This is a genomic window from Sulfitobacter sp. EhC04 (assembly GCF_001650875.1).
Classification (GTDB): Bacteria; Pseudomonadota; Alphaproteobacteria; order Rhodobacterales; family Rhodobacteraceae; genus Sulfitobacter.
Map to the genome: position 1 here is coordinate 13,253 of NZ_LXYI01000042.1, position 23,668 is coordinate 36,920.

The 23,668-nt window shown below is 61.4% G+C and carries 22 protein-coding genes and 1 tRNA gene; 6 read left to right on the forward strand and 17 right to left on the reverse strand.

The genetic code is table 11. The features are described from left to right. Positions 1-111 precede the first annotated feature (111 nt). The 10 genes from boxB to A8B82_RS16865 form a co-directional block, all read right to left on the reverse strand. Positions 112-1,563, reverse strand: coding sequence for a benzoyl-CoA 2,3-epoxidase subunit BoxB (gene boxB, locus A8B82_RS16820; RefSeq protein ID WP_067294951.1), 1,452 nt, complete (start codon positions 1,561-1,563; stop codon positions 112-114). A 69-nt stretch (positions 1,564-1,632) separates the two neighbouring features. Continuing rightward, positions 1,633-3,291, reverse strand: a complete 1,659-nt coding sequence (gene boxC / locus A8B82_RS16825; protein WP_067294954.1) for a 2,3-epoxybenzoyl-CoA dihydrolase — start codon at positions 3,289-3,291, stop codon at positions 1,633-1,635. A gap of 115 nt (positions 3,292-3,406) precedes the next feature. Continuing rightward, a complete protein-coding gene (locus tag A8B82_RS16830) occupies positions 3,407-3,856 on the reverse strand; it encodes a DUF309 domain-containing protein (RefSeq protein ID WP_067294956.1) in 450 nt (149 codons plus the stop codon). Continuing rightward, the gene (locus A8B82_RS16835; protein WP_067294958.1) at positions 3,849-4,673 is read right to left on the reverse strand and encodes an alpha/beta fold hydrolase; all 825 of its coding nucleotides are present in this window, start codon (positions 4,671-4,673) and stop codon (positions 3,849-3,851) included. Before A8B82_RS16835 ends, A8B82_RS16830 begins: the two co-directional genes overlap by 8 nt. Further along, positions 4,673-6,211: a benzoate-CoA ligase family protein gene (locus A8B82_RS16840; RefSeq protein WP_067294961.1), complete on the reverse strand. Its 1,539-nt coding sequence runs from the start codon at positions 6,209-6,211 to the stop codon at positions 4,673-4,675. Before A8B82_RS16840 ends, A8B82_RS16835 begins: the two co-directional genes overlap by 1 nt. A gap of 73 nt (positions 6,212-6,284) precedes the next feature. After that, on the reverse strand, positions 6,285-8,102 hold the full coding sequence (locus A8B82_RS16845) for a feruloyl-CoA synthase (protein ID WP_067294963.1): 1,818 nt from the start codon (positions 8,100-8,102) through the stop codon (positions 6,285-6,287). A 24-nt stretch (positions 8,103-8,126) separates the two neighbouring features. Continuing rightward, entirely contained in the window at positions 8,127-9,443 is a 1,317-nt protein-coding gene (locus tag A8B82_RS16850; RefSeq protein ID WP_067294966.1) for a TRAP transporter large permease, read from the reverse strand. Between the two features lies 1 nt (position 9,444). Beyond that, a complete protein-coding gene (locus A8B82_RS16855) occupies positions 9,445-10,026 on the reverse strand; it encodes a TRAP transporter small permease (protein ID WP_067294967.1) in 582 nt (193 codons plus the stop codon). Between the two features lie 81 nt (positions 10,027-10,107). Continuing rightward, complete coding sequence (locus A8B82_RS16860) at positions 10,108-11,139, reverse strand: TRAP transporter substrate-binding protein (protein WP_067294970.1); 1,032 nt, start codon at positions 11,137-11,139, stop codon at positions 10,108-10,110. Between the two features lie 272 nt (positions 11,140-11,411). Then, positions 11,412-11,488, reverse strand: a tRNA-Met gene (locus A8B82_RS16865). A gap of 169 nt (positions 11,489-11,657) precedes the next feature. Here A8B82_RS16865 and A8B82_RS16870 point away from each other — a divergent pair. From A8B82_RS16870 to A8B82_RS16880, 3 genes are all read left to right on the forward strand, one after another. Beyond that, positions 11,658-12,215 carry a fasciclin domain-containing protein gene (locus A8B82_RS16870; protein WP_067294973.1) on the forward strand — a complete coding sequence of 186 codons (558 nt, stop codon included), beginning with the start codon at positions 11,658-11,660 and terminating at the stop codon, positions 12,213-12,215. A 124-nt stretch (positions 12,216-12,339) separates the two neighbouring features. Then, positions 12,340-13,275, forward strand: a complete 936-nt coding sequence (locus A8B82_RS16875; protein WP_067295211.1) for a fatty acid desaturase family protein — start codon at positions 12,340-12,342, stop codon at positions 13,273-13,275. Positions 13,276-13,440: 165 nt separating this feature from the next. Beyond that, positions 13,441-13,830 carry a DUF1304 domain-containing protein gene (locus A8B82_RS16880; RefSeq protein ID WP_067294975.1) on the forward strand — a complete coding sequence of 130 codons (390 nt, stop codon included), beginning with the start codon at positions 13,441-13,443 and terminating at the stop codon, positions 13,828-13,830. A 13-nt stretch (positions 13,831-13,843) separates the two neighbouring features. On the opposite strand, the gene A8B82_RS16885 is transcribed toward A8B82_RS16880, so the two are convergent. From A8B82_RS16885 to clpS, 3 genes are read right to left on the reverse strand one after another with little or no spacing between them, the layout of a single operon-like run. Beyond that, positions 13,844-14,644 (reverse strand): SDR family NAD(P)-dependent oxidoreductase, encoded by an 801-nt coding sequence (locus A8B82_RS16885; protein WP_067294978.1) that lies wholly within the window; start codon positions 14,642-14,644, stop codon positions 13,844-13,846. 22 nt (positions 14,645-14,666) lie between these two features. After that, entirely contained in the window at positions 14,667-15,656 is a 990-nt protein-coding gene (locus tag A8B82_RS16890) for a class I SAM-dependent methyltransferase (protein WP_067294980.1), read from the reverse strand. A 3-nt stretch (positions 15,657-15,659) separates the two neighbouring features. Beyond that, positions 15,660-16,001 carry an ATP-dependent Clp protease adapter ClpS gene (clpS, locus tag A8B82_RS16895; protein ID WP_067294983.1) on the reverse strand — a complete coding sequence of 114 codons (342 nt, stop codon included), beginning with the start codon at positions 15,999-16,001 and terminating at the stop codon, positions 15,660-15,662. An 88-nt stretch (positions 16,002-16,089) separates the two neighbouring features. Between clpS and A8B82_RS16900 the strand changes: the two genes are divergently transcribed. Continuing rightward, complete coding sequence (locus A8B82_RS16900; protein WP_067295214.1) at positions 16,090-16,800, forward strand: HAD family hydrolase; 711 nt, start codon at positions 16,090-16,092, stop codon at positions 16,798-16,800. Positions 16,801-17,050: 250 nt separating this feature from the next. After that, positions 17,051-18,514: a D-alanyl-D-alanine carboxypeptidase family protein gene (locus A8B82_RS16905; RefSeq protein WP_067294986.1), complete on the forward strand. Its 1,464-nt coding sequence runs from the start codon at positions 17,051-17,053 to the stop codon at positions 18,512-18,514. Here the strand turns inward: A8B82_RS16905 and A8B82_RS16910 are convergent. Beyond that, entirely contained in the window at positions 18,495-19,397 is a 903-nt protein-coding gene (locus A8B82_RS16910; protein ID WP_067294989.1) for a LysR family transcriptional regulator, read from the reverse strand. The two genes, A8B82_RS16905 and A8B82_RS16910, sit on opposite strands and share 20 nt — an antisense overlap. A 100-nt stretch (positions 19,398-19,497) precedes the next feature. Here A8B82_RS16910 and A8B82_RS24220 point away from each other — a divergent pair, with 100 nt between their 5' ends. Beyond that, a complete protein-coding gene (locus tag A8B82_RS24220) occupies positions 19,498-19,644 on the forward strand; it encodes a hypothetical protein (RefSeq protein ID WP_161489467.1) in 147 nt (48 codons plus the stop codon). 102 nt (positions 19,645-19,746) lie between these two features. Here A8B82_RS24220 and A8B82_RS16915 read toward each other — a convergent pair whose 3' ends face one another. The 3 genes from A8B82_RS16915 to A8B82_RS16925 all read right to left on the reverse strand — a co-directional run bounded on the left by A8B82_RS16915 (position 19,747) and on the right by A8B82_RS16925 (position 23,667). Beyond that, a complete protein-coding gene (locus A8B82_RS16915) occupies positions 19,747-21,330 on the reverse strand; it encodes an ABC transporter ATP-binding protein (protein ID WP_067294992.1) in 1,584 nt (527 codons plus the stop codon). 67 nt (positions 21,331-21,397) lie between these two features. After that, positions 21,398-22,579: an ABC transporter permease gene (locus tag A8B82_RS16920; RefSeq protein WP_235604721.1), complete on the reverse strand. Its 1,182-nt coding sequence runs from the start codon at positions 22,577-22,579 to the stop codon at positions 21,398-21,400. Then, complete coding sequence (locus A8B82_RS16925; RefSeq protein ID WP_067294995.1) at positions 22,579-23,667, reverse strand: microcin C ABC transporter permease YejB; 1,089 nt, start codon at positions 23,665-23,667, stop codon at positions 22,579-22,581. Before A8B82_RS16925 ends, A8B82_RS16920 begins: the two co-directional genes overlap by 1 nt. Position 23,668: the final 1 nt, after the last annotated feature.

Below are 23,668 nucleotides of genomic sequence, written 5' to 3' on the forward strand. Positions count from 1 at the left end.
CTCCCCTCCGTGCCCGCTGGACGGGCGGCATGTCCTTTGTATGCGAAAGGTGCGTGACAGGCACGCACCTCTCAAGATTGCCGTAAGGTGGGTTCGAAACCCACCCCACTTTCATGCCATATGCAGCTTCACATATTCGAAATCGCCCGGCTTGTTGTCGATCCCGACCTTGGGCGCGGCGATCCAGGAGGCGTATTTGCCCGGCTCATAGCAGGGCACCATCAGCGACTGGATGAAATCACCATCGGCCTTGGTCGGCAGCCATTCATCGCGGCGCTTGTGCCATTCGTCAGCCGAAATGATCTTGCCATCCGGGTCCACGGCCACGGTGCTGAAGACACCGATCTGGCGGTGAAAGCCCTCATGCGGCAGCTTCAGCTCAAAATCCACACCCGCCTTGGCGATCTGCTTGTTCCAGCGGCCCACGCCCCCGGCAGCATCGCGCACATAATCGTCGCGCAGGCGCATGTTGATGGCGGTCAGGGCGGGGGCGTCCTCTGTCACGATTTTGCCGTCCTTGATGGAGGTCACCGGATAGGTGTCATCGGTCAGCTTGTGATCGTCGTCGATCCGCTGCTCCATGTACCGCCCCTTGATGCCGGAATTGAAGGCATTTGCGGCATTGGTCGACACCTCCTGCCCGAACAGGTCCAGCGACAGCGTGTAGTGCAGGTTCAGCTTTTTCTGCATCGTGGGCAGGTCGATCACACCCAGATCGCGGATCTTGTTGATGTCATAGGGGTCGGTGATGCCATGTTTTGCCATCGCCTCAAGCGTTGCCTGAATGGTGCGGCCCACGCCGGTTTCGCCCACAAACATGTGGTGCGCTTCCTCGGTCAGCATGAAGCGGCAAGTGCGTGACAGAGGGTCAAAGCCGGATTGCGCCAGACTCTCCAGCTGCATCTTGCCGTCACGGTCGGTGAAATAGGTGAACATGAAGAAAGACAGCCAATCCGGCGTTTCCTCGTTGAAGGCGCCCAGCATCCGCGGGCTGTCGTCGGAACCGGAGGACCGCACCAGCAGGTCATCCGCCTCTTCCCGGCCATCGCGGCCGAAGTACTTTTGCAGCAGATAGACCATCGCCCAGAGGTGGCGGCCTTCCTCCACATTGACCTGGAACAGGTTGCGCATGTCGTAAAGCGATGGTGCCGTGAGGCCAAGGAAACGCTGCTGCTCGACTGACCCCGGCTCTGTGTCGCCCTGGATCACGATCAGGCGCTTGAGCATGTTGCGGTATTCGCCGGGCACTTCCTGCCACGCCGGTTCGCCGTAATGTTCACCCATGGGGATCTTGCGGTCCTCGACGGCAGGGGCCAGCAACACGCCCCAGCGGTATTCCGGCATCTTCACATAGTCGAACTTGGCCCAGCCTTTGGGGTCCACCGAAACGGCGGTGCGCAGATAGACCATGCTTTCCTGAAAGTTCTGCGGGATCAGGTCGTTCCACCAGTTGATGTAACCGGGGTGCCATTTTTCCAGCGCCTTGAGAACCTTTTTGTCCTCACTCAGGCCGACGTTGTTCGGGATTTGCGTATCATAACTTACGTTGATCAGATCGAGCATTGGTTTCCTCCTTCGGGGGCCAAAATCTTTGAAGATTTTGGGCCGGATTTTTCGAAAAATCCGAGCCCGTTACACACGTTCCATGTCATATTCGCCGCGCTGTCCGCTGCCATAGCGTTGCAGCGCACCCTCCTTGCCCACCGCGTTGGGGCGCTGGAAAATCCAGTTCTGCCAGGCGGTCAGACGGCCAAAGATGCGGGTTTCCATCGTCTCCGGCCCGGCAAAGCGCAGGTTCGCCTCCATCCCCGTCATCGCATCGGGGCTGAAGCTGGCGCGTTCTTCCATGAACAGGCGCACCTCGTCTTCCCAGTCGATGTCGTCATAGGCATAGGTGACCAGCCCCAGTTCCTCTGCACCATCCGCTTCCAGTGCCTCGCCGATGCACCCTTTCAGGCTTTCCACCTGCTCCGGCGTGCCCAGGAACCGCGTTTCCAGCCGCGTCAGGTCATTGCCCATCGGATAGGTGCCAAAGTTGCCATCCGACAGCGTGACAGTCGCCATGTGCCGGTTATCGCCGTCGAATTCCTCAAGCATCATATAGCTGCGGTCCACCGCCCAAAGCAGTTCGGCCAGCGGCCCGGCAAAGCACGATCCGTGCTCCACGATCGCCACCAGCGACCGCGAGGTCATGTCGATCCGCTTCAGCACGCGTTTCCAGTATTGCAGGGTTTCATTGGCCAGCCAGTGGTCCTTGTTGCCCAGCAGCAGCGCCTCATGCGCGATGACCTTTTCGGGGTCGCCCTGGGTCTGGAATTCGATCAGGCCCAGTTCCTTTTCGTTGTTGCGCAGATGCAGGATCGCGTCGTCCAACTCGCGCGCGCAGCGCAGGATCCAGGCTTCGGCTCCCTCGGCGACCAAAGCCTCCATATCGGCGGGCGCGTCCGCATCCGGCCCCTTGATGGTCACCGTGGCGCGTGCGCCCTTGCGGTTCAGAGCAACCTCGACGGTGGAATAAGTGACGCCATCATCGGCGAACGTACGGCTGATCGGGGTCAGTTCGATGCCCTGCGCCACATCCGCCTTGTCAGAGGAGGCCGCCATCTCGTGCGCGCGTTCCAGCACCGCCTCGTCGAACTTGGAATTCGGGAACACTTCGTCCACCAGCCGCCATTCGACTGCGCGCTTGCCCTTTACCCCTTCCTCGATGGAGCAGAAGACATCCGCAAGATCCCGGCGCACCTTGCGCTTGTCGGTCACGCGGGTCAGCCCCCCGGTGCCCGGCAGCACGGCCAGCAGCGGCACTTCGGGCAGGGCAACCGAGGATGTGCTGTCATCGGTCAGCATGATGTGATTGCACGCCAGCGCCAGTTCGTAGCCGCCACCCGCGCAGGCCCCTTTCACCGCGCAGATGTAGTTCTGCCCGCTGTCGGCCAGCGCCGCCTCGTAGGTATTGCGGGTCTCATTGGTGAACTTGCAGAAGTTGACCTTGTGACTGTGCGCCGCGCCGCCCAGCATCCGGATGTTGGCACCGGCGCAGAACACCTTGTCCTTGGCCGATTGCATCATCACGACCTTGACCTCGGGATGTTCGAACCGCATCCGCTGCACCACATCGGCCAGTTCGATGTCCACGCCCAGATCGTAGCTGTTCAGCTTCAGCTCATAGCCGTCGAAAAGCCCGCCCTTTTCATCCACATCCATGAACAGATGCGCCACGGGACCGTCATAGGTCACTTTCCAGTGCCGATATTTCGACGGGTCGGTCTGAAAGTCGATGATCTTGGTCATGGGTAATCCTTTCACAGCCTGCCTGAACCTTTAGGTGTATTATAATTCCATCTCCCTGCGGGTAAACCAGTGATCTTGCCTGAATTCATCGCTATTTTTGCAGTATCATGCACATCTATCCTTTTTCCAGCGCCTTCCGGGTCTGCGCCACCCATTGCCGGACCTCGGAAACCTCCAACCCCAGAATCCTGCGGGTTGCATCGCAGCGGGCCAGGTGCCCCGACACCATATTGCACAAACGCCATGCCGCGCGGGGCCGCTGCATCGTGATCTTCAGCCGCGCGTTGGCCAGCTGGATCAGCGCCTGTGTCATGTCGCGTTCCTGCGACCCTTCGGGCGTGCGCATCCAGACCGCTTCCAGCACCTCGTGACACTCCCAATAGTAACCCGCATCGAAATAGGCCCGCCCCGCCTGCCATGCCGCTGTCTTGTGCAGGTCCGGGACCGCCATATCGTCGGTCACACTGGCCTTTACCCTGTCGAACCAACCTTCCGGGTGGCGTGGTGTCACGCCGGGGACATAGGCGTGCGGTGGTAGTTCAAAACCTTCCGGCGCGTCAGGCAATACGGACCTCTTCCCGCTCAAGCCGGTCCAGCCTTGCGCAGAATTCCACAATGGCTATCTCTGTCTGCTCGGGATGCTCAAGATGGGGCGCATGGCCGCAGCCTTCCAGAATCAGCGTCTCCAGCGGGGAATAGATGCGCTCTTCGATCTCGCTGATCTGGGCGAGGGTGCCATAAGGGTCCTCACGGCCCTGAATCGCCAATACCGGAATACGCAGATGGTCGATGCAATCCGCCACGTTCCAGCTTGCAAACGCAGGGTCCGTCCAGGCATCGTGCCACCCGTTGAAAGCAACATCCACATTGCGGTGATACTTTGACAGACGCGCCCGCAGGTCGCCGTCACGGAACGCCTTGCCGGCCGCATGGATTGCCAACAACCCATCAGCTTCGACAAAGAAATGCGGCGCGATCAGCACCAGACCCCGCACCCGCATGTCGGACACGGAACCGCCATAGATGGCGGCGATCGTGGCACCGTCCGAATGGCCCAGCAGCACCGCCTGAGAAATCCCGGCAGCATCCAGCAGCGGCCCCAAGGTATCCTCCGCCTCTCGCGTCATGTAGTTCAGCGGACGTGGCAACGTCACCGGGTCTGACCCGCCATAGCCCGCCCGCGCAAAGGCCAGCACACCAAACCCCGTGGTCGCCGCCAGACGCGCGGGCAGGTCACGCCACTGCGCGATGGACCCCAGACCTTCATGGAGCATGACCAGCGTCGGGGCCTGATCGGGTGCGGGGCCCCAACAGGCGTATTCCAGCGCGTGTCCCGCCAGTTTGATCCGGTCACCCGGCTTCTCGCGCCATTCGAATGCCATCAACAGTCCTCTCTCAGCTTGAAACGCTGGATCTTGCCCGTTGCCGTTTTAGGTAGTTCTTCGACCACCTCGATCCAGCGCGGATATTTCCACTTTCCGATCTTCTCTTTCACGTAGTCTTTCAGCGCATCCCGTATCGCTTCCGGGTCTTCTCCTGATTGCAACACGACAAAGGCCAGCGGTTTTTCCAGCCCATCCTCATCACGCCTGGCCACCACTGCCGCCTCCAGCACAGCCGGGTGGCTGACCAGCGCGCCCTCGACCTCGAACGGGGACAGCCAGATGCCCGACACCTTGAACATGTCATCGGTCCGCCCGCAGTAGACCAGCCGCCCGTCGGCGCGTTTTTCGTATTTGTCGCCGGTCCGCGTCCAGACACCCTCGAAGGTGCTGCGCGACTTGTCGCGCTGGTTCCAATAGCAATTGGCCGCCGACGCGCCATTGACCAGCAATTCACCGATGCCGCCTGCCGCAACCTCCTCGCCATTCTCGTCGACCAGCCGCAGGGCATAGCCCGGCACGGCACGGCCAGAGGTGCCATAAACAATGTCCCCCGGCGCATTGGACAGGAAAATATGCAGCATTTCGGTAGAGCCTACGCCATCAAGAATGCCCACCCCGGTGTGCTTTTCCCAGCGGGTGCCGACGTCCTCCGGCAGCGCCTCTCCTGCCGAGATGCAAACCCGCAGCGGGGCGTCCGGCGCGCCGTCACGGTTCATCTGGGCAACCATCGCGGCATATAGGGTCGGCACGCCGCAAAAGACCGTGGGTCTATGGGTGTTGATCGTCTCGATCATGCCCGGTGGCGTGGGCCTGCCCGTGAACAGGATCGTGCTGGCCCCTACCGACAGCGGAAAGGTCATCGCATTGCCCAGCCCATAGGCGAAAAAGAACTTTGCCGCCGACAGCACCACGTCATCCTCGCGGATGCCCAGCACCTCGGCACCATAGGTGTCAGCGGTGGCGCGCAGGGCGGAATGGACATGGGCCACACCCTTTGGCTGACCGGTTGAGCCTGATGAATAAAGCCAGAATGCAACCTCGTCGCTGCTGACCGGCAGAGTGTCCTGCCTTGGCGCATCCGCCGTGAAAGCCGCATAATCCTGCGTACCTTCCGGCGCATCGCCAATCACCACCACCTGGCGCAGATAGGGGTTATCGGCGACGGCGGGGGCCACCACCTCCCACAGGGGGGCCGACACAAAAAGGATCGCGGCGCGGGAATCGCGCAGGATCACGTCATAGACAGAAGTCGCCAGCAGGGTGTTAAGCGGGACAGGCACGACACCCGCCTTGATCGCGCCCCAGAAAATCTGCGGGAATTCGATCTGGTCCAGCACCAGAATTGCCGCCCGTTCCTCGGGACGGATGCCCGCCTGGGTCAGCGCCCCGGCAACCGTGCCTGCCCCGGCTGCCATCTGCGCATAGCTCAGGGTGCGTCCGGTTTCAGCCTCGGTATAGGCAATCTTCTCCCCCCGCCCCTCGTTGATATGGCGGTCCACAAAATAGGTGACGGCATTCGCTTGTGTTGACTGCATCTCTTCCTCCCACGGTAGAGGCAGTGTGCACTTGAGTGCCGCAGCCGCAAGCGATGCGGACATGAATTGCACTTTAGTGCAAGATGTGGATCACATCGGGGCTTTCCGGGGCGAACAGCCGTGCCACCAGCGCGGCCCGGCGGGACAGAAAGCGGGGAAAATTCAGGTTGCCTTTCGCCGTTGCCTCGCCTTCAGCTATCGACGCAGGCTCCGCCAGGACAATGGCCGCACAGACCCGCCCGGCGCTGCCCGCGGCAGAGCCGGCAAGCGTGGTCAGGCGTTGTGCCAGTTCGGCCTCCAGCCCGGCGCACCTGAGGATGCCTGCGGTCTCGGAGATCTCCCAGCCCTGTGCGGCGATGGCGGCACGGTTCGGCAGGATCATCGCGCGCACGTCGTCACGCCCTTCGCCGGCAATCACGACGTCCTGTGCAAAGGGCGCCAGGGCCGACAGCACATCAAGCCGCAGGTTCGCCGCGCGCACCCATGTGCCGGAGGTCAATTTGAAATCTTCCGACAGGCGTCCGTCGAACCGCAAACCCCGGTTCGCATCATTCGGGTCCACCAGCCGCATCGCATCACCGGTGATAAAGAACCCTTCTTCGTCAAAGGCATCGGCGGTCTTTTCGGGGTTGTCGAGATAGCCGCCTGTAATGCTGGCACCGCGCACGCGCACGTCGCAGCGCATGTCGGCATCCGGCACCAGCTTGACCTCGATGCCGGGCATGGGGACACCGACGATACCGGCCCCCTTGGCGGGCTGATGGCTGATCAGGCAACCGGGCGCGGTTTCGGTCAGGCCCCATGACGTGGTGATCAGCGGCAGCTTTCCGCCCGCCTCCATCGCCAGACGCTCAAGCGCCGCCCATGTGTCCTGCGGCAGGGACGCACCGGCATAAAAGATCATGTCGAGATCGGCAAAATAGGTATCGCGTAGGGCGGTGTCTTTCTCCAGGGCGCGTACCAACTGGGCAAAGCCCACCGGCACGTTGAAGCTGATCGTGCCCGACATCAGCCCCAGATTCTCGACCGTGCGGTCGAACAGCCCCGGCGCGGGTTTGCCATCGTCGACATAAAGACTGCCGCCATTGGCCAGCATGAGGTTGAAATTGTAGGAGCCGCCAAAGGTATGGTTCCACGGCAGCCAGTCCACGATGCGCGGCGCGCGGCTCGACAGGAACGGCAGGCAGGCCGCGATCTGCGCCTGATTGGTGGTCAGCATCCCATGGGTTGTCAGCACCCCCTTCGGCTCTGAAGTCGAGCCTGAGGTCAGCAATATCTTGGCCAGCGTTTCCGGCCCCACCGCTGCGGCGGCGGCGGTGATGTCTGCCCCTGAGGGCACCAGCAGATCGGCCAGGTCCGTGGCCCCGCTGTCACCGGGCGCGGCTGACAGCGTTTCGATCCCGGCAAAATCGTCCAGCGCGAGGGCCGCCGCGTATGGCGTGGCGTCGGCGGCAAAGACCAGACCGGGCCGCGCCAGCGCCGCCGCATGGGACAGGCGCGGATGGGCTGCCGGGATCAGGCTGTATTGTTCGGCCACCGGGATCGTGGGGATGCCGACGTATTGGGCCGCCAGTGTCAGCAACCCGTGATCCACGCCATTGCCGGACAGGATCATGATGGGACAGGACGGGCCCAGGTCACGTTCCAGCAGATGGCTGGCAATCGCGCGGACATGGGTAAGCGCCTGCGCATAGGTCACCTCGCGCCAGCCCTGCCCCTGACGTTCTGCCAGAAAAACCGCGTCTGGCGTTTCCGCCGCCCAATGATCCAGCCAGTCACCGGTACGGCGCGCCACCGACCCCAGCGGCAGGTTCGACCGCATCAGGACAGTGCCATCCGCCCGTTCCTGCAAGGTCACGTCATGCGGTTTCAGGTTCAGATGGGCCGTCATGGCGCTGGCTCCTTTCGGAAGTCCCTAAGACAACAGGAACAGGGTGATGCCGGGGAAAGCGACCAGCAGGATCACCCGGACAATGTCGGAACCCACAAAATAAATCACCGCCTTGTAGGTTTCCGTCATCGGGGTTTCGCGGTCCATCGTGTTGATGATGAACAGGTTCATGCCCACCGGCGGCGTGATCAGGCCCACTTCGACCACGATCAGCACAAGGATGCCGAACCAGATCGCGACATGTTCCGCGCTCATTCCGAAATCCATGGCAGAGATTACCGGGAAAAAGATCGGCACCGTGAGCAGGATCATCGACAGGCTGTCCATCAGGCAACCAAAGATCAGGTAGAACAACAGGATGATGCTGAGCACCAGAAGCGGGCTGAAGCCCTGCGTCACCACCCAGTCAGCCATGAACTGCGGCACGCCCGACAGGGCCAGGAACCCGTTGTAGAACCCTGCTCCCAGCACGATGAAAAAGATCATCGCGGTGGTCTTTGCCGTCCCCAGCAGGCTGTCGCGCAGCACCGCCCAGTTCAGGCTGCCCGACACAAGGGCGACAAGCCCGGTCCCGGCGGCACCGATGGCCGAGCCTTCGGTCGGGGTGAACCACCCCAGATAAATACCACCGACCACGACAAAGAAGATCACCAGCACCGGCCAGGTATCTGCCAGCGCGCGGAACCGTTCGGCCATGGGCACAGCGGGGCGCGTGCCTGCCGCCTTGGGGTTCAGGCGCACATAGATCGAAATGGTGATGATATAGCCAAGGGCGGCAAGGATGCCGGGGATAAAGGCGGCCAGAAACAGCTTGGCAATGTTCTGTTCGGTCAGGATCGCATAGATCACCAGGATCACCGAGGGTGGGATCAGGATGCCCAGTGTCCCGCCCGCTGCCAGCGTGGCCGTCGAAAAGCCGCCCGAATATCCATAGCGCCGCAGCTCCGGCAGGGCGACCTTGGACATGGTTGCCGCCGTGGCCAGCGACGAACCGCAGATGGCACCAAAGCCCGCGCAGGCCCCGACCGCCGCCATGGCGACCCCGCCCCGGCGGTGACCCAGAAAGGATTCCGCCGCCTTGAACAGTGCGCTCGACATCCCCGACAGGGTGGCGAACTGGCCCATCAGCAGAAACATCGGGATGATGCTCAGCGAATAGCTGGAAAAGGTTGTGTAGGTTTCGGATTTCAGCTTCGCCAGAAGCGGCGTCGGGTTGCCGCCCATGAAGAAATACCAGCCGCCAAAACCGCAGAGCATCATCGCAAGCCCGATGGGCGCGCGCAGGAAGACCATGATCAGCAGAACGGGAAAGGACCAAAAGCCCAGCTCAAGACCGCTCATGTCAGTGCCCTTCCGATTGATTTGGCAGTGTGTCGCGCCCGGTCAGCGCCCCCGACAGGCGCGCGATGGCGCAATAGACCGCCACGATACAGGCCACCACCCCGGCGGCAAAACTACAGGCATAGGCCCACCAAACCGGAAATTGCAGGAACAGCGTTGTCTCGCCATTGCCATAATAGCGCTCCAATCCGCCGAAAAGCCGCCAGATCAGCAGGATCACCACGGCGGTCAGAACGACCTCCCAGAACGCCGCAAGCCAGCGATTGAACCCGCCCGGCAGGGCAGCGGTGAAGATATCGACAGTCGCATGCGACCCGTGAAGCTGGCAGATCGGCAGAAAGGAAAAGATCGCAAAGGCGACCCCGGCCTCCAACAGTTCGTAGCTGCCGTTGATCTCGCCCACCCCGAGATCGAGCAGGAATTGCGAAAACCCGGTCAGCGCCGTGTCAAAGAAATCCGCATGCAGGACCTTGTTCACGGAGCGCCCGATGATCGACAGCGTGGTCAGCAGAATCAGCGCCAACAGAACAAAGCCCCCCAAAAGCGCCGTAACGCGTGCAAGGGCGTGGACAATACTGCGCATCCGCGACAACCTTTCGGTAAAATAGTGCTAAAAAACCGACCCGCAGCATGATGGCTGCGGGTCGGTCAAACGCCGGGCGTTTTATTTCTGGTAGGCGTCCATCAACGACTTCGCCTCGTCGATCAGGGCCTGACCGTCGATGCCCTTGCCCTGCATGTCCGCGATCCATTCTTCATAGATCGGCTGGGCCGCATCGCGCCACACCTGAGTCTCTTCGTCGTTCAATGTGACGATGTTGTTACCCAGATCAACGGCAAGCTGACGGGCGGGGCCATCGGCATCCGCCTGCGCGCCGCCCGCGAAGATCGAGAATTCCAGACCAGAGTTATCGTCGATCACCTTTTTCAGGTCATCGGGCAGGCTGTCATAGCGATCCTTGTTCATCGCCAGCACGAAGGTCAGCGTATAAAGCGCACCATCGAATTCGGTGTGGTTCTTGACCAGTTCCGCAACCTTGAGCGCCGAGGTGACCTCCCACGGGATGGTGGTGCCGTCGATAACACCCTTGGACAGGCCTTCCGGGATCGCGGGGACCGGCATGCCGACCGGTGTCGCACCGGTGAGTTCCAGCAGACGGTTGACCAGACGAGAGCCGCCGCGGATCTTCAGCCCCTCCATGTCGTCGGGCGTGCGGACTTCCTTGTTGGCATGGATCAGGCCGGGGCCGTGGACCCATGTACCCAGAATGTGCAGGTCCTTGAATTCGCCGTCCTTCATGTGCTTTTCGAACATCTGCCAATAGGCGGAAGACGCCGCGCGCGCATCGTCCACCATGAAGGGCAGTTCGAATACTTCGGTCGACGGATAGCGACCCGGCGTATAGCCGACCACGGTCCAGACAATATCTGCAACCCCGTCAATGGCCTGGTCCATCAGCTCGGGCGGGGTGCCGCCCAGTTGCATGGACGGATAGCGCTCTACCTTGATGCGGCCTGCGCTGTCCTCTTCGACCTTGTCGGCCCAGACATCCAGAACCAGCCTGGGTACGTTGGCCTGCGGCGGCAGGAACTGGTGCATGCGCAGGGTGACATCCTGCGCCATGGCGGTGGTTGCTGTGAGCGCGGTTGCCAGTGCGGCACCCGCTGCCCCCAGAAGCGTTCTGCGAAACATCATGTGGTCTTCTCCCTTTAAGATTCCCGACCTCGCCCTTATCACCGGACAATGGCCTTTTGTGAATGCATCCGGATCAGACAATACCAGCGTATCGGCGTCAACAAAGGCTTGGCCCCAATCCGGGCAATTCAACGAAATCGCCAATTGCGCGCCGATTTCGGCACTATAGTTCCTGACTGCCTGCAGCTTATACGGGAAAATTCGGGCACCGCAACACGGCAGCCTGCGGACCGCTGATGCGGGGCAGGTCACCTGGCGGGTAAAATGGGATATGGTGGCGTTAGGTGGACTCGAACCACCGACCTAACGATTATGAGTCGTTCGCTCTAACCAACTGAGCTATAACGCCATGAGCGCGTGGACTATGCCAGCCCACCGCGCCCGTCAAGCATAAAACCGCGTTGTTTTTTCCTGAACGCAGCCGCAGCGGGACGTTTCGACGAAAGGTCCTGAAACTAATTCCCCACAGCCGTCGTTGTTAACCCATACGTACCGTTATTTTATGTTGGGAGACAGAAATGAACACGATCAAGATGACTATTGCCGCCTCTGCCATCGCTCTGGGGACAACCGCCGCTTTCGCTGCAGAGAACCCGATGGTTGGCGGCGCGGAAATGTTCGCTGACAAGACCATCGTCGAAAATGCCGTGAATTCGGCGGATCACACAACCCTGATTGCCGCGGTAAAGGCAGCAGGTCTGGTTGAAACCCTGTCGGGTGAAGGCCCCTTCACCGTCTTTGCGCCAACCAATGAAGGTTTCGAACGCCTTGAAGACGGCGCCGTCACCACTTTGCTGGAACCAGCCAACCGCGATCTGCTGACCAAGACCCTGACCTGCCACGTCGTTGCCGGCAAGGTCACAGCCGAAGCGCTGACAGGCATGATCGCGGCGGACGGCGGCACGCATATGATCCCCACGGTCGGTGGCTGCATGCTGTCCGCGTCGATTGCAGATGATGGCCGCGTGCTGATCACCGATGAAAACGACAATGGTGCCTTTGTGTCCATCGCAGATGTGAACCAGTCGAACGGCGTGATTCACGTTATCGACGGCGTGATGCTGCCCAAGCAGTAAGCTCCACATCTGACATGATAAAATGCCTGACCCCCAAGGTGCAAACCTTGGGGGTTTTGTGTTGGTTGATGCCGCTGGCCCCGGTGCGCTTGACCTGTCGATGCCTTTGGAACAACATGGGAACATGACACCAGGCAAAGCATATCTGGATGCTGAAACCATCCATCGGCTGGCAGGCCGATCCAACGCCATGGGCGCTTGGCTGGTGATCCATTGCTGGAGCGTGATTTTTGGCGCTGTCGCAGTCTTTGCCATCTGGCCCAACCCGCTGACCTTCCTGCTGGCGGTTGTGCTGATCGGGTCGCGTCAACTGGGCCTTGCCATCCTGATGCACGACGCCGCGCATAACGCGCTGTTCAAGTCCCGCCGGATCAACGAATTCGCGGGCGAATGGCTCTGCGGTCGCCCGATCCTGGCGGAGCTCTCCAGCTATCGCCATTACCACCTGACCCACCACCGCTATACCCAGACCGACAAGGACCCCGATCTGATCCTGTCCGCCAAGTTTCCGACAAGCCACGCCAGCCTGCGGCGCAAGTTCCTGCGCGACCTGACGGGGCAGACTGGCCTGCGGCAATTGATCGGGCAGATCGTCATGTCGTTTCGCCTGGCCGGTGATGACGACGCGATCGAGGCGGCCAACCAGGACGCCGCGCAGGCGTTCAAGGCGCGGGACCTGTGGAAATCGCTGCCGGTCTTTCTGGGGGTTGCCCTGCTGATGAGCGTCGTTGGAGAATGGTGGTACGGTCTGGCCTTTTGGCTGCTGCCGTACCTGACGTGGTTCCAGCTGGTCCTGCGCATCCGCAACATCGCGGAACACGGCGCGACGGAGCAGTCAGAGGACCCGCTGCAGAACGTCCGGACCACCCGCGCAGGCCCCATCGCCCGCGCGCTGGTCGCGCCCTATTGGGTCAACTACCACCTTGAACATCACATGGTCATGCATGTCCCCTGCTGGCGTCTGCCCGACATGCACCGCGCGCTATGCGATGCGGGCATCGGGGACCGCATGCGCGTCTCGCCCAACTATGGTCACGCGCTGGCGGAGGCCGGTTGGTAGAGCAGTCGCTGGTCCAAACTGTTTCCTGAGTGTCGGCTACCACCTCAAGGCATGCTCAACTCAGAGAAAGAAGCCTTTCGACGTATAGTTGTGGTAAATGGTCTCATTCAACCAACTTGCTTTCCCGTCCCGGGTCATAAGCGCTGCAACAGCAGGGAAACGACTATGAAAAACATTGCATTGGTTCTTGTGGCCCTTATCGCCGCGCTCCACTTCTATATCGCCTGGTTTGAAATCTTCGCCTGGACCACACGTGGTCCGGAAGTGTTTACCTCGATGCCGCGCGAGCTTTTTGAACCGACCATCCAGATGGCCGCCAACCAGGGCTTCTATAACGCTTTTCTCGCGGCCGGGCTGGTCTGGTCTCTGCTGATCAAAGAGGAGAGATGGCAGTTCAGAATTGCCGCCTGTTTCCTGACCTTCGTTGCCCTTGCAGGGGTCGGGGCCGCGGTGACTGTTGCGGTGAAATCCGGCCTTCCGCAATTCGTGCCCGCGAGCATTGCCCTGGCGTTGCTCGTGCTCTCAAGGAAGCAAGTCCCGTCTTCCCGGTCGTGACCTGACGGCCGGATCAATGCGCCGGGGCGGAGACCGCATCCAGCAGGGTGCGCCCGCCGTCGATCACCATGATCTCTCCGGTCATGAAGCCGGAACTGTCCGCAGCCAGGAACTGCACCGCCTCGCACAGCTCGTTCGGTGACGCGATGCGCCCCAGCGGCGTGTTGTTGCGGATGTCGTCGCGCCATTCGCGGTTTTCAGCGACGGCGGCGCGCAGCGACGCGCTCATCACGCTGCCAAAGGAGATCGCATTGACCCTGATCCGGTGCTGGGCCAGCGACAGCGCCATCGACCGGGTCATCTGCTGCACCGCCGAGGCCGCGATGGCATAGCCCATCAGCTCCGGCCGGGTCTGTTTGCAGGCGGTGGAGCTTAGGTTGATGATTGAACCGACCTGCGCCTTGGATTCCGGATCCGCCTGTTTGATCATCCGCCGCGACACGGCCCGTGTCAGATGCAGGGCTGTCATCAGGTTGTGATCCAGCAAGGTCTCGACAGAGGTGTCCTCCACATCAAGCGCATCGGTGGTCATCACCTGGCGCGAGGCGTTGACCAGAATATCCACCTGATCGAAGGCATCTATGGTAGCTGAAATCAGGTTTGCGATGGTCAGGCGCTGGCGCAGGTCGCCCGCAAAGGTGCGGATGTTGCCGTCGTCCGGCTCATCGCCCAGTTCCTCCATCAGCATCTTTTCGTCCGCATCGGCACACATGACATTGGCACCCGCATTCGCTAGGTGCCGCGCAATCGACAGGCCGATGCCATTGGCCGCGCCGGTGACAATCGCGGTCTTGCCGGAAATCGAAAAAGACATCGCTATCCCTTCTCAGATGTGGTCAGCGCCGCTGGCGCGTCGGTTTGGCTGCATGGAACAGCTTGAACCTTGCATCGCCACCCAGTTCATCGACATGGGCAAAGTTCTTCTTCAACTCGGCCTCATAAGGCAGGTGACGGTTGGCTACCATCCACAGATTGCCATTCGGCTGCAACAGTCTTGAGGCGGCGGCGACAAAGGCCTGGCCGATCTGCGGCTCGGCGGCGCGCCCCTGATGGAACGGCGGGTTCATCACGATTGTGTCCATCCGGTGCGGCGGAGCCCATTTGGTCGCGTCCTCCCAATGGAACTTGGCGCGGTCGTCGGTCACGTTATGCCGCGCGCATTCCAGCGCGCTGTGCCCGGCCTCGACCAGATGTACTGTCTGAACGCTCTCGCGTGTCAGCACATGGGCCGCCAGAAAACCCCAGCCCGCGCCCAGATCAGCCACTTCCGCACCCAACTTGTCGGGCAGCGCATCGACCAGAAGCGCAGATGCCAGATCGACCGCATCGGCGGAGAACACGCCCGGCGCGGTCCAGAAACCATCCTCCGTCTGCGCGGGCATTTGCATCCAGTCGGCAAAGAAATCCTTGGCGGCGGGGTCGATCCAGAACAGCTTGCCATGCGCCTTGGAAATCGGGCCATTCACGGTAACGCGCTGTTTCATCTCGCGGAAAATGGAATCGATGCCATCGGTCTTCTGACCGTCGATCACCACGATCCCGTCGCAGGTCTCGCAGGCCTGGGCGATCAGCGCACGCGCCTCTGCCTTGGCGCGGGGCAGGCAGACGATCGCGGCGGCATAGCGGTCGCTGATCATATGGACCGCGTTGTAACCGCGCGCCTCCCAGCTGTCGTAAAGCGGTTTGAAGTCCTGAATGATATGACAGCGCTCGGTGTCCAGCCCCGGCAGTTGCGCTTCGGCCTTGGGGCGGAATACAGCGATCAGGCCTTTCTCAGGCAGGTCGAGCCCGCCTTGAAGCGCCAGATCCAAGCGTGCGTCAATCACACGCTATTCTTCTTTTTCCATGGTGCATTGCAGCGGATGCTGATGCCGGCGTGCAAAATCCATTACCTGCGCGACCTTGGTCTCTGCAATCTCGTGACTGAACACACCGACCACGGCCAGACCCTTCTTGTGAACGGTCAGCATGATCTCGAACGCCTGCGCATGGTTTAGACCGAAAAACCGCTCCAACACATGTACGACAAACTCCATCGGGGTAAAGTCATCGTTCAGCAGCAACACCTTGTACAACGGGGGCCGCTTTGTCTTGGGCTTGGTCTTGGTCAGCAGATCGGTCTGACCGTCATCGTCAGACTTGTCCGCCATCATGTGTTCTTCAAGGCGCATTGCTGCTCCGACAGGTTGCTGTGCGTTGGTGAGTCGTATGTGCGTCTATATAACCTGTTCCTGTATTGAGAAAAGAGGCAGCATGGAAATGTCAGTAGCATTAACCACAATCGGCTTTGATGCCGACGATACGCTTTGGCAAAACGAACAGTTTTTTGCCCTGACCCAGGACCGTTTTGCCGATCTGCTGGCCGATCACGTGGAAAAACCCGACCTGATGGCGCGGCTGATGCAGGCGGAACGCCGCAACATTTCCCACTACGGTTTCGGGATCAAGGGTTTCACCCTGTCGATGATCGAAACTGCGATCGAGATCACGGATGGCAAAGTCCCTGCGGCCGTGATTGCCGAAATCCTGGATGCAGGGCGCGATATGTTGTCCCACCCGATCGAGCTGTTGCCGGGGGTGCAGGACACGCTGGCCGCACTCCGGCCCGATCACAAGCTGCTGCTGATTACCAAGGGCGACCTGCTGGACCAGATGCGCAAGGTGGAACAATCCGGGCTGCGCGACCATTTCGACGCCATCGAGGTCGTGTCACACAAGACACCCGTTGAATACACCGAGATCTTCAGGCGTCATGGCACAGGTGTCGATGAGGGCCTGATGGCGGGCAACTCCATGTCCTCGGACGTTCTGCCGATGCTGGACGCGGGCGGATGGGGTGTTTTGATACCGCACGGCCTGACCTGGGCGCTGGAACACGCCAAGGCACCAGACGACCATCCCAGGTTTGCAGAGATCACCGATCTGACCCAACTGCCGGAGCTGGCCGCGCGGTGCAAATCAGCCGACTGAACGGCCAAGCGCGCCAAGGATTCAAAAGAGGCAACTCCGCCCAAGTACTGCCATAATCTCGCCTTAATCGCCCCTATTGTGGCATCAAATTTCCCGCCCCCTAGATGTGGACGGCGCTCACCCCCGATTTCGCTGATTTACCAGTACGTTATGCCTTTCCCGAAATTGGTTCCTGTGTTACCTTAACTGTAATCAAATCGTGGCCAGTCGAAAAATCGGCGGTCCAGAGGCAGTAAAAGGCAGGTTTCCAATGAAGGCGCGGCGCATTCAGCCGGCCCGTTTCGGGCTATTTTTCCTCGCGGCAATATGGCTTCTGGTCATTCTGCCCCTCAGTGCCATTGCCGCCCCCTATGCTGCTTATGTGATCGACGCCAGGACCGGAAAGGTTCTGCATGCGCAGAACGCCGATACCCGGCTGCACCCTGCTTCCCTGACCAAGATGATGACCCTCTATATCGCTTTCGAGGCGATCCAGCGCGGTGAAATTTCGCTCGACACCAAAGTCACGGTTTCCAAGAATGCCGCCGCCGAACCGCCCAGCAAGCTGGGCCTGCGTCCGGGCCAGAAGATTGCGCTGCGCTACCTGATCCGCGCTGCTGCCGTGAAATCCGCCAACGATGCCGCCACCGCCATCGGCGAGGCAATCGAAGGGTCCGAAGCCAAGTTCGCCCGCCGGATGAACCGCACCGCCAAATCCCTGGGCATGACGCGAACGACCTTCAAGAACATGCACGGGCTGACCGAGGCAGGCCACCTGTCCACAGCCCATGACATGACCCTGATGGGGCGGCATCTGCTGTATGATTTCCCGCAGTATTACAACCTGTTCTCCCGCATCGAGGCGGATGCCGGGGTCAAGAGGGTCAGCCACACCAACCGGCGCTTTCTGAGCTCCTACAAAGGCGCTGACGGGATCAAGACCGGCTATACAAGGGCTGCGGGCTTCAACCTCACGGCCTCTGCCGAGCGTGGAAACGAGCGCATCATCGTGACCGTCTTCGGTGGCCAGTCCACCGCATCACGCAACGCCAAGGTGGCCGAGTTGATGGACCTTGGGTTCCGCCGCGCACCCTCGAACGCACCGCTGCGCAAGCCCCAGCGCGAAACCGTCTATGCCGATGTCGAAGACGATAACGCAGGCTCGGTCGCGGGCGGCGCGGGCAAGACCATCCGCCTGGTCGGCGCAGTCAAAAGCTCCAAGCGCCCGCAATTGCGCCCCGGCAGCGAAGCCCCCGTCATGGTGGCCTCTGCCGAGCCTGTCGTGACGAATGCAGACATCACCGCAGCCCTGAAGGAAGCGGTTCAGACCCCTACCCCGTCGCCGCAGGCAAAACCCGCCGAAACCGACGCTGTGGTCACCCTCGCCTCCGCCGCACAGGCCTCCGTGCGTCCGACACTACGACCCAGGGCGGCGCAGGCACCCGCAGCAGCGGCCCCCGTCGAACAGGAAGTTGTCAGCCGGATTTCGACATCGGGCGGGCGGCAATGGGGCGTCAACGTCGGCCGCTATCCCAGCCGGTATGCGGCGGAAAAGATCCTGCTCAAGACCGCGCTGGCGGAAATGGCGACCCTGGATGGCAGCCTGCGCAAGGTGGTGCAGCGCCCGCAGGGGTTTGATGCCAATTTCCTCGGCATGACCCGCGACAGCGCCGACCTGGCCTGCCGCAGGCTGGCGGCGCGCAACGTCAGTTGCTTTATGATCGGGCCGGGCTGATCATCTGATCCTGCGCTGCCTCACGGCGAATCCAACGCACGAAATTCTTCAGCGCGGGCCGCATCACGCCGGGCCGCGTAACCATGTTGTAACCCGATCCGGGCCTTTCCGTCCGGTGCAATTCCCGCAGGCGTCCGGCAGCGATGTCGCGTGCCACGAACAACAGCACCGTGACTGCCACCCCCTGCCCGTTCCGCGCCCCGTCCAGCAGCAGATTGCCGGGGACCTGCATCAGCGCCTTCGGCGCCAGCGCGCCATTCCCAAAGCGTCGCAGCCAATCCGTGCTTTCCGACGTGCTCGCCTCTTCCAGCCAGGGATAGTCTGACAGGACGTCAATGGGCGGCAAGGGCCCCTCCCCCACCAGTGAAGGCGCGGCAATCACCACCATGGGAGACGCGATCAGCAGCTCCGTCTCCAACCCCGGCCAGGGGCCGACACCATAGCGGATCGCGATGTCGATCCCGTCTGGCGAAAGCGGCGCAAGCGCGGGCGTGGGATCAAGGCGCAGGTTCGCTTCGGGGTGCTGGGCCCGGAAAGACGGCAGGCGCGGCATCAACCACGAGGCGGCAAAGGTCGGCGTGCAGGAGATATGCAAGGGCCGCTCGTCCCGTGTCCCGGTGATGTCCTGCGCCGCCTCGATCATCGCGGCGAACCCCGCGTGCAGCGCCTTGGCCAGCACTTCGCCCGCCGGGGTCAGGCGCATCGACCGGCCCGACCGATCCAGCAGCGCCACGTCCAGATGCGTCTCAAGCACACGCAACTGCTGGCTGATCGCCGCATGGCTGACCCCCAGCGCATCGCCCGCCGCCTGCACGTTGCCGCATTGCGCAAAGGCCGAGAAAGCGCGCAGCGCGGCCATCGGGGGAAGGTACTTCCAATCCATCCTTAAGCCTGCCTTACATGCCTGAACAATCCATGAGTCGCATTTTGCCGCCTTATGCACAGTATTGGAAGGGTGAAATACAATTCCAGGAGGACCTGACATGTTAAGTATTTACGCATCCGCCATGCACACAGCGACCCGGACCGGCTGCATCAGCGTCCGCAGCCTGCCGCCAAAGGCAAAGGAAAAGCGCCGGCGCTGGTGGCAGCGCGGCGAAACCATGTGCATCGACCCGAACCGGTTGTAACGGGGCACACTTGGATGAAAATACGCGTCGGGGCCGCGGGGGCCTGCGCCGTTTTATTCGAATAAAACGGTCCGGAATTTTCGAAAATTCCGGGCCCGCTGCTCAGGTCGTGGCCTGCAGCAGAGTCCGGGTATAGTCGGTCTGCGGATTGTCATAAAGATCATCCACCGGCCCGTATTCGATCACATCACCCCGCTTCATCACCATCACCTTGTGCGACATCGCGCGCACCACCCGCAGGTCGTGACTGATGAAAAGATAGGCCAGACCGTATTTCTCTTGCAGGCCGCGCAGCAGCTCCACGATCTGAACCTGTACGGTCATGTCCAGTGCCGATGTCGGCTCGTCCAGCACCAATAGACGCGGGCGCAGCACCATGGCGCGGGCAATCGCGATGCGCTGCCGCTGACCGCCGGAAAACTCGTGTGGATAGCGATCCATCGTGGCGGGGTCGAGACCGACCTCCACCATCACCTCATGCACCAGAACGCGCTGGTCCTCGCCCCTGCCGATGCCGTGAATTGCAAGGCCCTCGGCGATGATCTGGAAACAGGTCATGCGCGGGCTGAGCGATCCGAACGGGTCCTGGAACACAATCTGCATGTCCGCACGCAGGCGCCGCAACTGCCGGGTGGACCATTTACGCAGGTCTTGCCCCATGAAGGTGATCTGCCCGTCCGACTGGATCAGCCGCATGATGGCAAGCGCCATTGTCGTCTTGCCCGACCCGCTTTCTCCCACGATGCCCAGGGTTTCCCCCGCGCGCACCGTCAGAGTGGTATCGTTGACCGCCTTGACATGGCCCACGGTGCGCCGCAGCAGCCCGCGCTGGATCGGGAACCAGACCTTGAGGTTCTCGGTCGATACGATTTCCGCCGCGTCCTGCGGCACCGGCTCGGGGCTGCCCGTGGGTTCGGCGCTGAGCAGTTTCAGCGTGTAGGGGTGCTGCGGGTTCTCGAAAATCTCCCGCGTGGGGCCTTGTTCGACGATCTCGCCATGCTGCATCACGCAGACGCGATCAGCGATGCGGCGCACGATGCCAAGGTCATGGGTGATGAACAGCAAGCCCATGCCTTCGCTGTCTTTCAGGTCCTTCAGCAAGTCGAGGATCTGCGCCTGGATCGTGACATCCAGCGCCGTGGTCGGCTCGTCAGCAATCAGCACATCGGGCTTGTTGGCAAGCGCCATTGCAATCATCACACGCTGGCGCTGACCGCCGGACAATTGGTGTGGGTAGGCCCCCAGACGGCTTTGCGCATCGGTGATGCCGACCTTTTCCAGCAGTTCCAGTATGCGCGCCCGCGCCTGCGCCCCCGTCAGGCCCTGATGCAGCGCGATGCTTTCGGCCAGCTGCTTTTCGATGGTGTGCAGTGGGTTCAGCGATGTCATCGGCTCCTGGAAGATAAAGCTGATGTCGTTGCCGCGCACCTTGCGCAGCAGTGCCGCATCCGCGCCGATCATCTGCTGGCCGTCATAGGTGACAGAGCCCGACACCTCGGCGCTGTCGCCCAGAAGGGAGACGGTCGACAGGGCCGAGACGGATTTGCCCGATCCGCTTTCGCCCACCAGCGCCACGGTCTCCCCCCGCTCTACGGAAAAGGACACGCCGCGCACCGCATGGGTCAGCGCGCCGTCCTGCCGGAACGAGACGTTCAGGTCGCGGACATCCAGAAGCGCTGTACTCATCCGCGCGCCCCCTGCCCGATTTCTTCGAAGAAATCGGTCCGGAATTTTCGAAAATTCCGATCCTGCGTCATGTGAAGGTCTTTCTTGGGTCAAAGGCGTCGCGGATGCCTTCAAAGATGAACACCAGCAGCGACAGCATGATCGCAAAGGTGAAAAAGGCGGTGAAGGTCAGCCAGGGCGCCTGAAGGTTCTGCTTCGCCTGCAAGGTCAGTTCACCCAGCGAGGGGGCAGAGGACGGCAGGCCGAAGCCCAGGAAATCGAGGATCGCCAGCGTGCTGATCGTGCCGGTGATGATGAAGGGCAGCATGGTCAGCGTCGCCACCATCGCATTGGGCAGCATGTGGCGGAACATGATCTTGGCGTTGCCGACACCCAGCGCGCGGGCGGCGCGGACATATTCAAGGTTCCGGGCGCGCAGGAACTCGGCGCGCACCACGCCCACCAGCGCGGTCCAGGAAAACAGCGTCAGCAGGATCACCAGCAACCAGAAACTTCGCCCCAGGATCGCGAACATGATGATGATGACATACAAGGAAGGGGTCGATGACCAGATCTCGATGATCCGCTGAAAGATCAGGTCGAGCCAGCCGCCGAAAAACCCCTGCACCGCACCGGCAAAGATGCCGATAAGCGACGCAAGCCCCGTGACAATCAGGGTAAAGACAATCGACAGGCGGAAGCCATAGATCACCCGCGCCAGCACGTCGCGCTTGGTGCCATCGGTGCCCAGCAGGTTCTGACTGTTGGGTGGCAGCGGCGCGGCACCGGGCCGGTCCACGGCTGTGTTGAAGGAATAGGGGATCGGCGGCCAGATGCTCCAGCCCTTCTCGATCGCCGCGCCCGCCACCATGCCGTCCTGCGCATCGGCAATCAGCGCCTCGGGGTCGTCGAAACACTGCTCCAGCCCGCCGGTCGCGATCAGGCATTTCACCTCCGGGTCGCGGTAAACCGCTTCGGTCTGGAAATCGCCGCCAAAGGCTGTTTCGGGATAGAAGCTGAAGATCGGCATGAAATATTCGCCGCGGTAGTTCACCAGGATCGGCCTGTCGTTGGCGACAAATTCGGCAAACAGCGAGATGCCGAACAGGATGGCGAATATCCACAGGCTCCAATAGGCCCGGCGGTTGCGGGTGAAATTGCGCCAGCGCCGCTTGTTCAGCGGCGACAGCCAGCCACGCGGGGCCTTTGGCACCGGCGGCGGCGCATCCTGGCCGGGGGCGCGTTCGGGGATCAGATCGACCTGTGACATCAGCCTTCCCGCCGTTCGAAATCAATGCGCGGATCCACCAGCACATACATCAGGTCCGACAGGATGCCGACAACCAGCCCGATCAGGCCAAAGATGAACAGCGTGCCGAAGACGATGGGATAATCCCGCGCCACCGCCGCCTCAAATCCGAGCCGTCCGAGGCCATCCAGCGAAAAGATCGTCTCGATGATCAGCGAGCCGCCAAAGAAGACGCCGATGAACACGGCCGGAAAGCCCGCGATTACGATCAGCATGGCGTTGCGGAACACATGGCCATACAGCACGCGCCGCTCTGACAGGCCCTTGGCCCGCGCGGTCATGACATAGTGTTTCTTGATCTCGTCGAGAAAGCTGTTCTTGGTCAGCAGGGTCAGTGTGGCAAAGGCGCTGATGGTCGAGGCCAGCACGGGCAGCGCGATGTGCCAGAAGTAATCGCCCACCTTCGCCAGCGGGCTCAGCTGGTCGAAATTGTCGCTGGTCAGCCCCCGCAGCGGAAAGACCTGCCAATAGGACCCGCCCGCGAACAGCACCAGCAGCAGGATCGCGAACAGGAACCCCGGTATCGCATAGGCCGCGATAATCGCACCCGATGTCCAGGTATCGAAGCGGCTGCCGTCCTTGATCGCCTTGCGGATGCCCAGCGGGATCGACACGATATAGGCAATCAGCGTCGACCAAAGCCCCAGCGTGATCGACACGGGCAGCTTTTCCTTGATCAGGTCGATCACCGAGATCGAGCGGAAATAGCTGTCGCCGAAATCGAACCGGGCGTAATTCCAGAGCATGTTGAAGAACCGTTCGACCGGCGGTTTGTCAAAGCCGAATTCGCGCTCCAGTTCCGCGATGAATTCCGGCGGCAGGCCGCGGGAGCCTACATAGGCGCTGTCATTGGCCGTGAGCCCGCCCGACCCGGCATCTTCGTTGGCCCCGGCAAAACCGGCAAAGACATCACCGCCGCCCTGAATTCGGGCGATGGCCTGTTCGACCGGGCCACCGGGAACAAACTGGACCAGGGCAAAGTTGATCAGCATGATCCCCAACAGGGTCGGGATGATCAGCAGCAACCTGCGAAGGATATAGGCACCCACG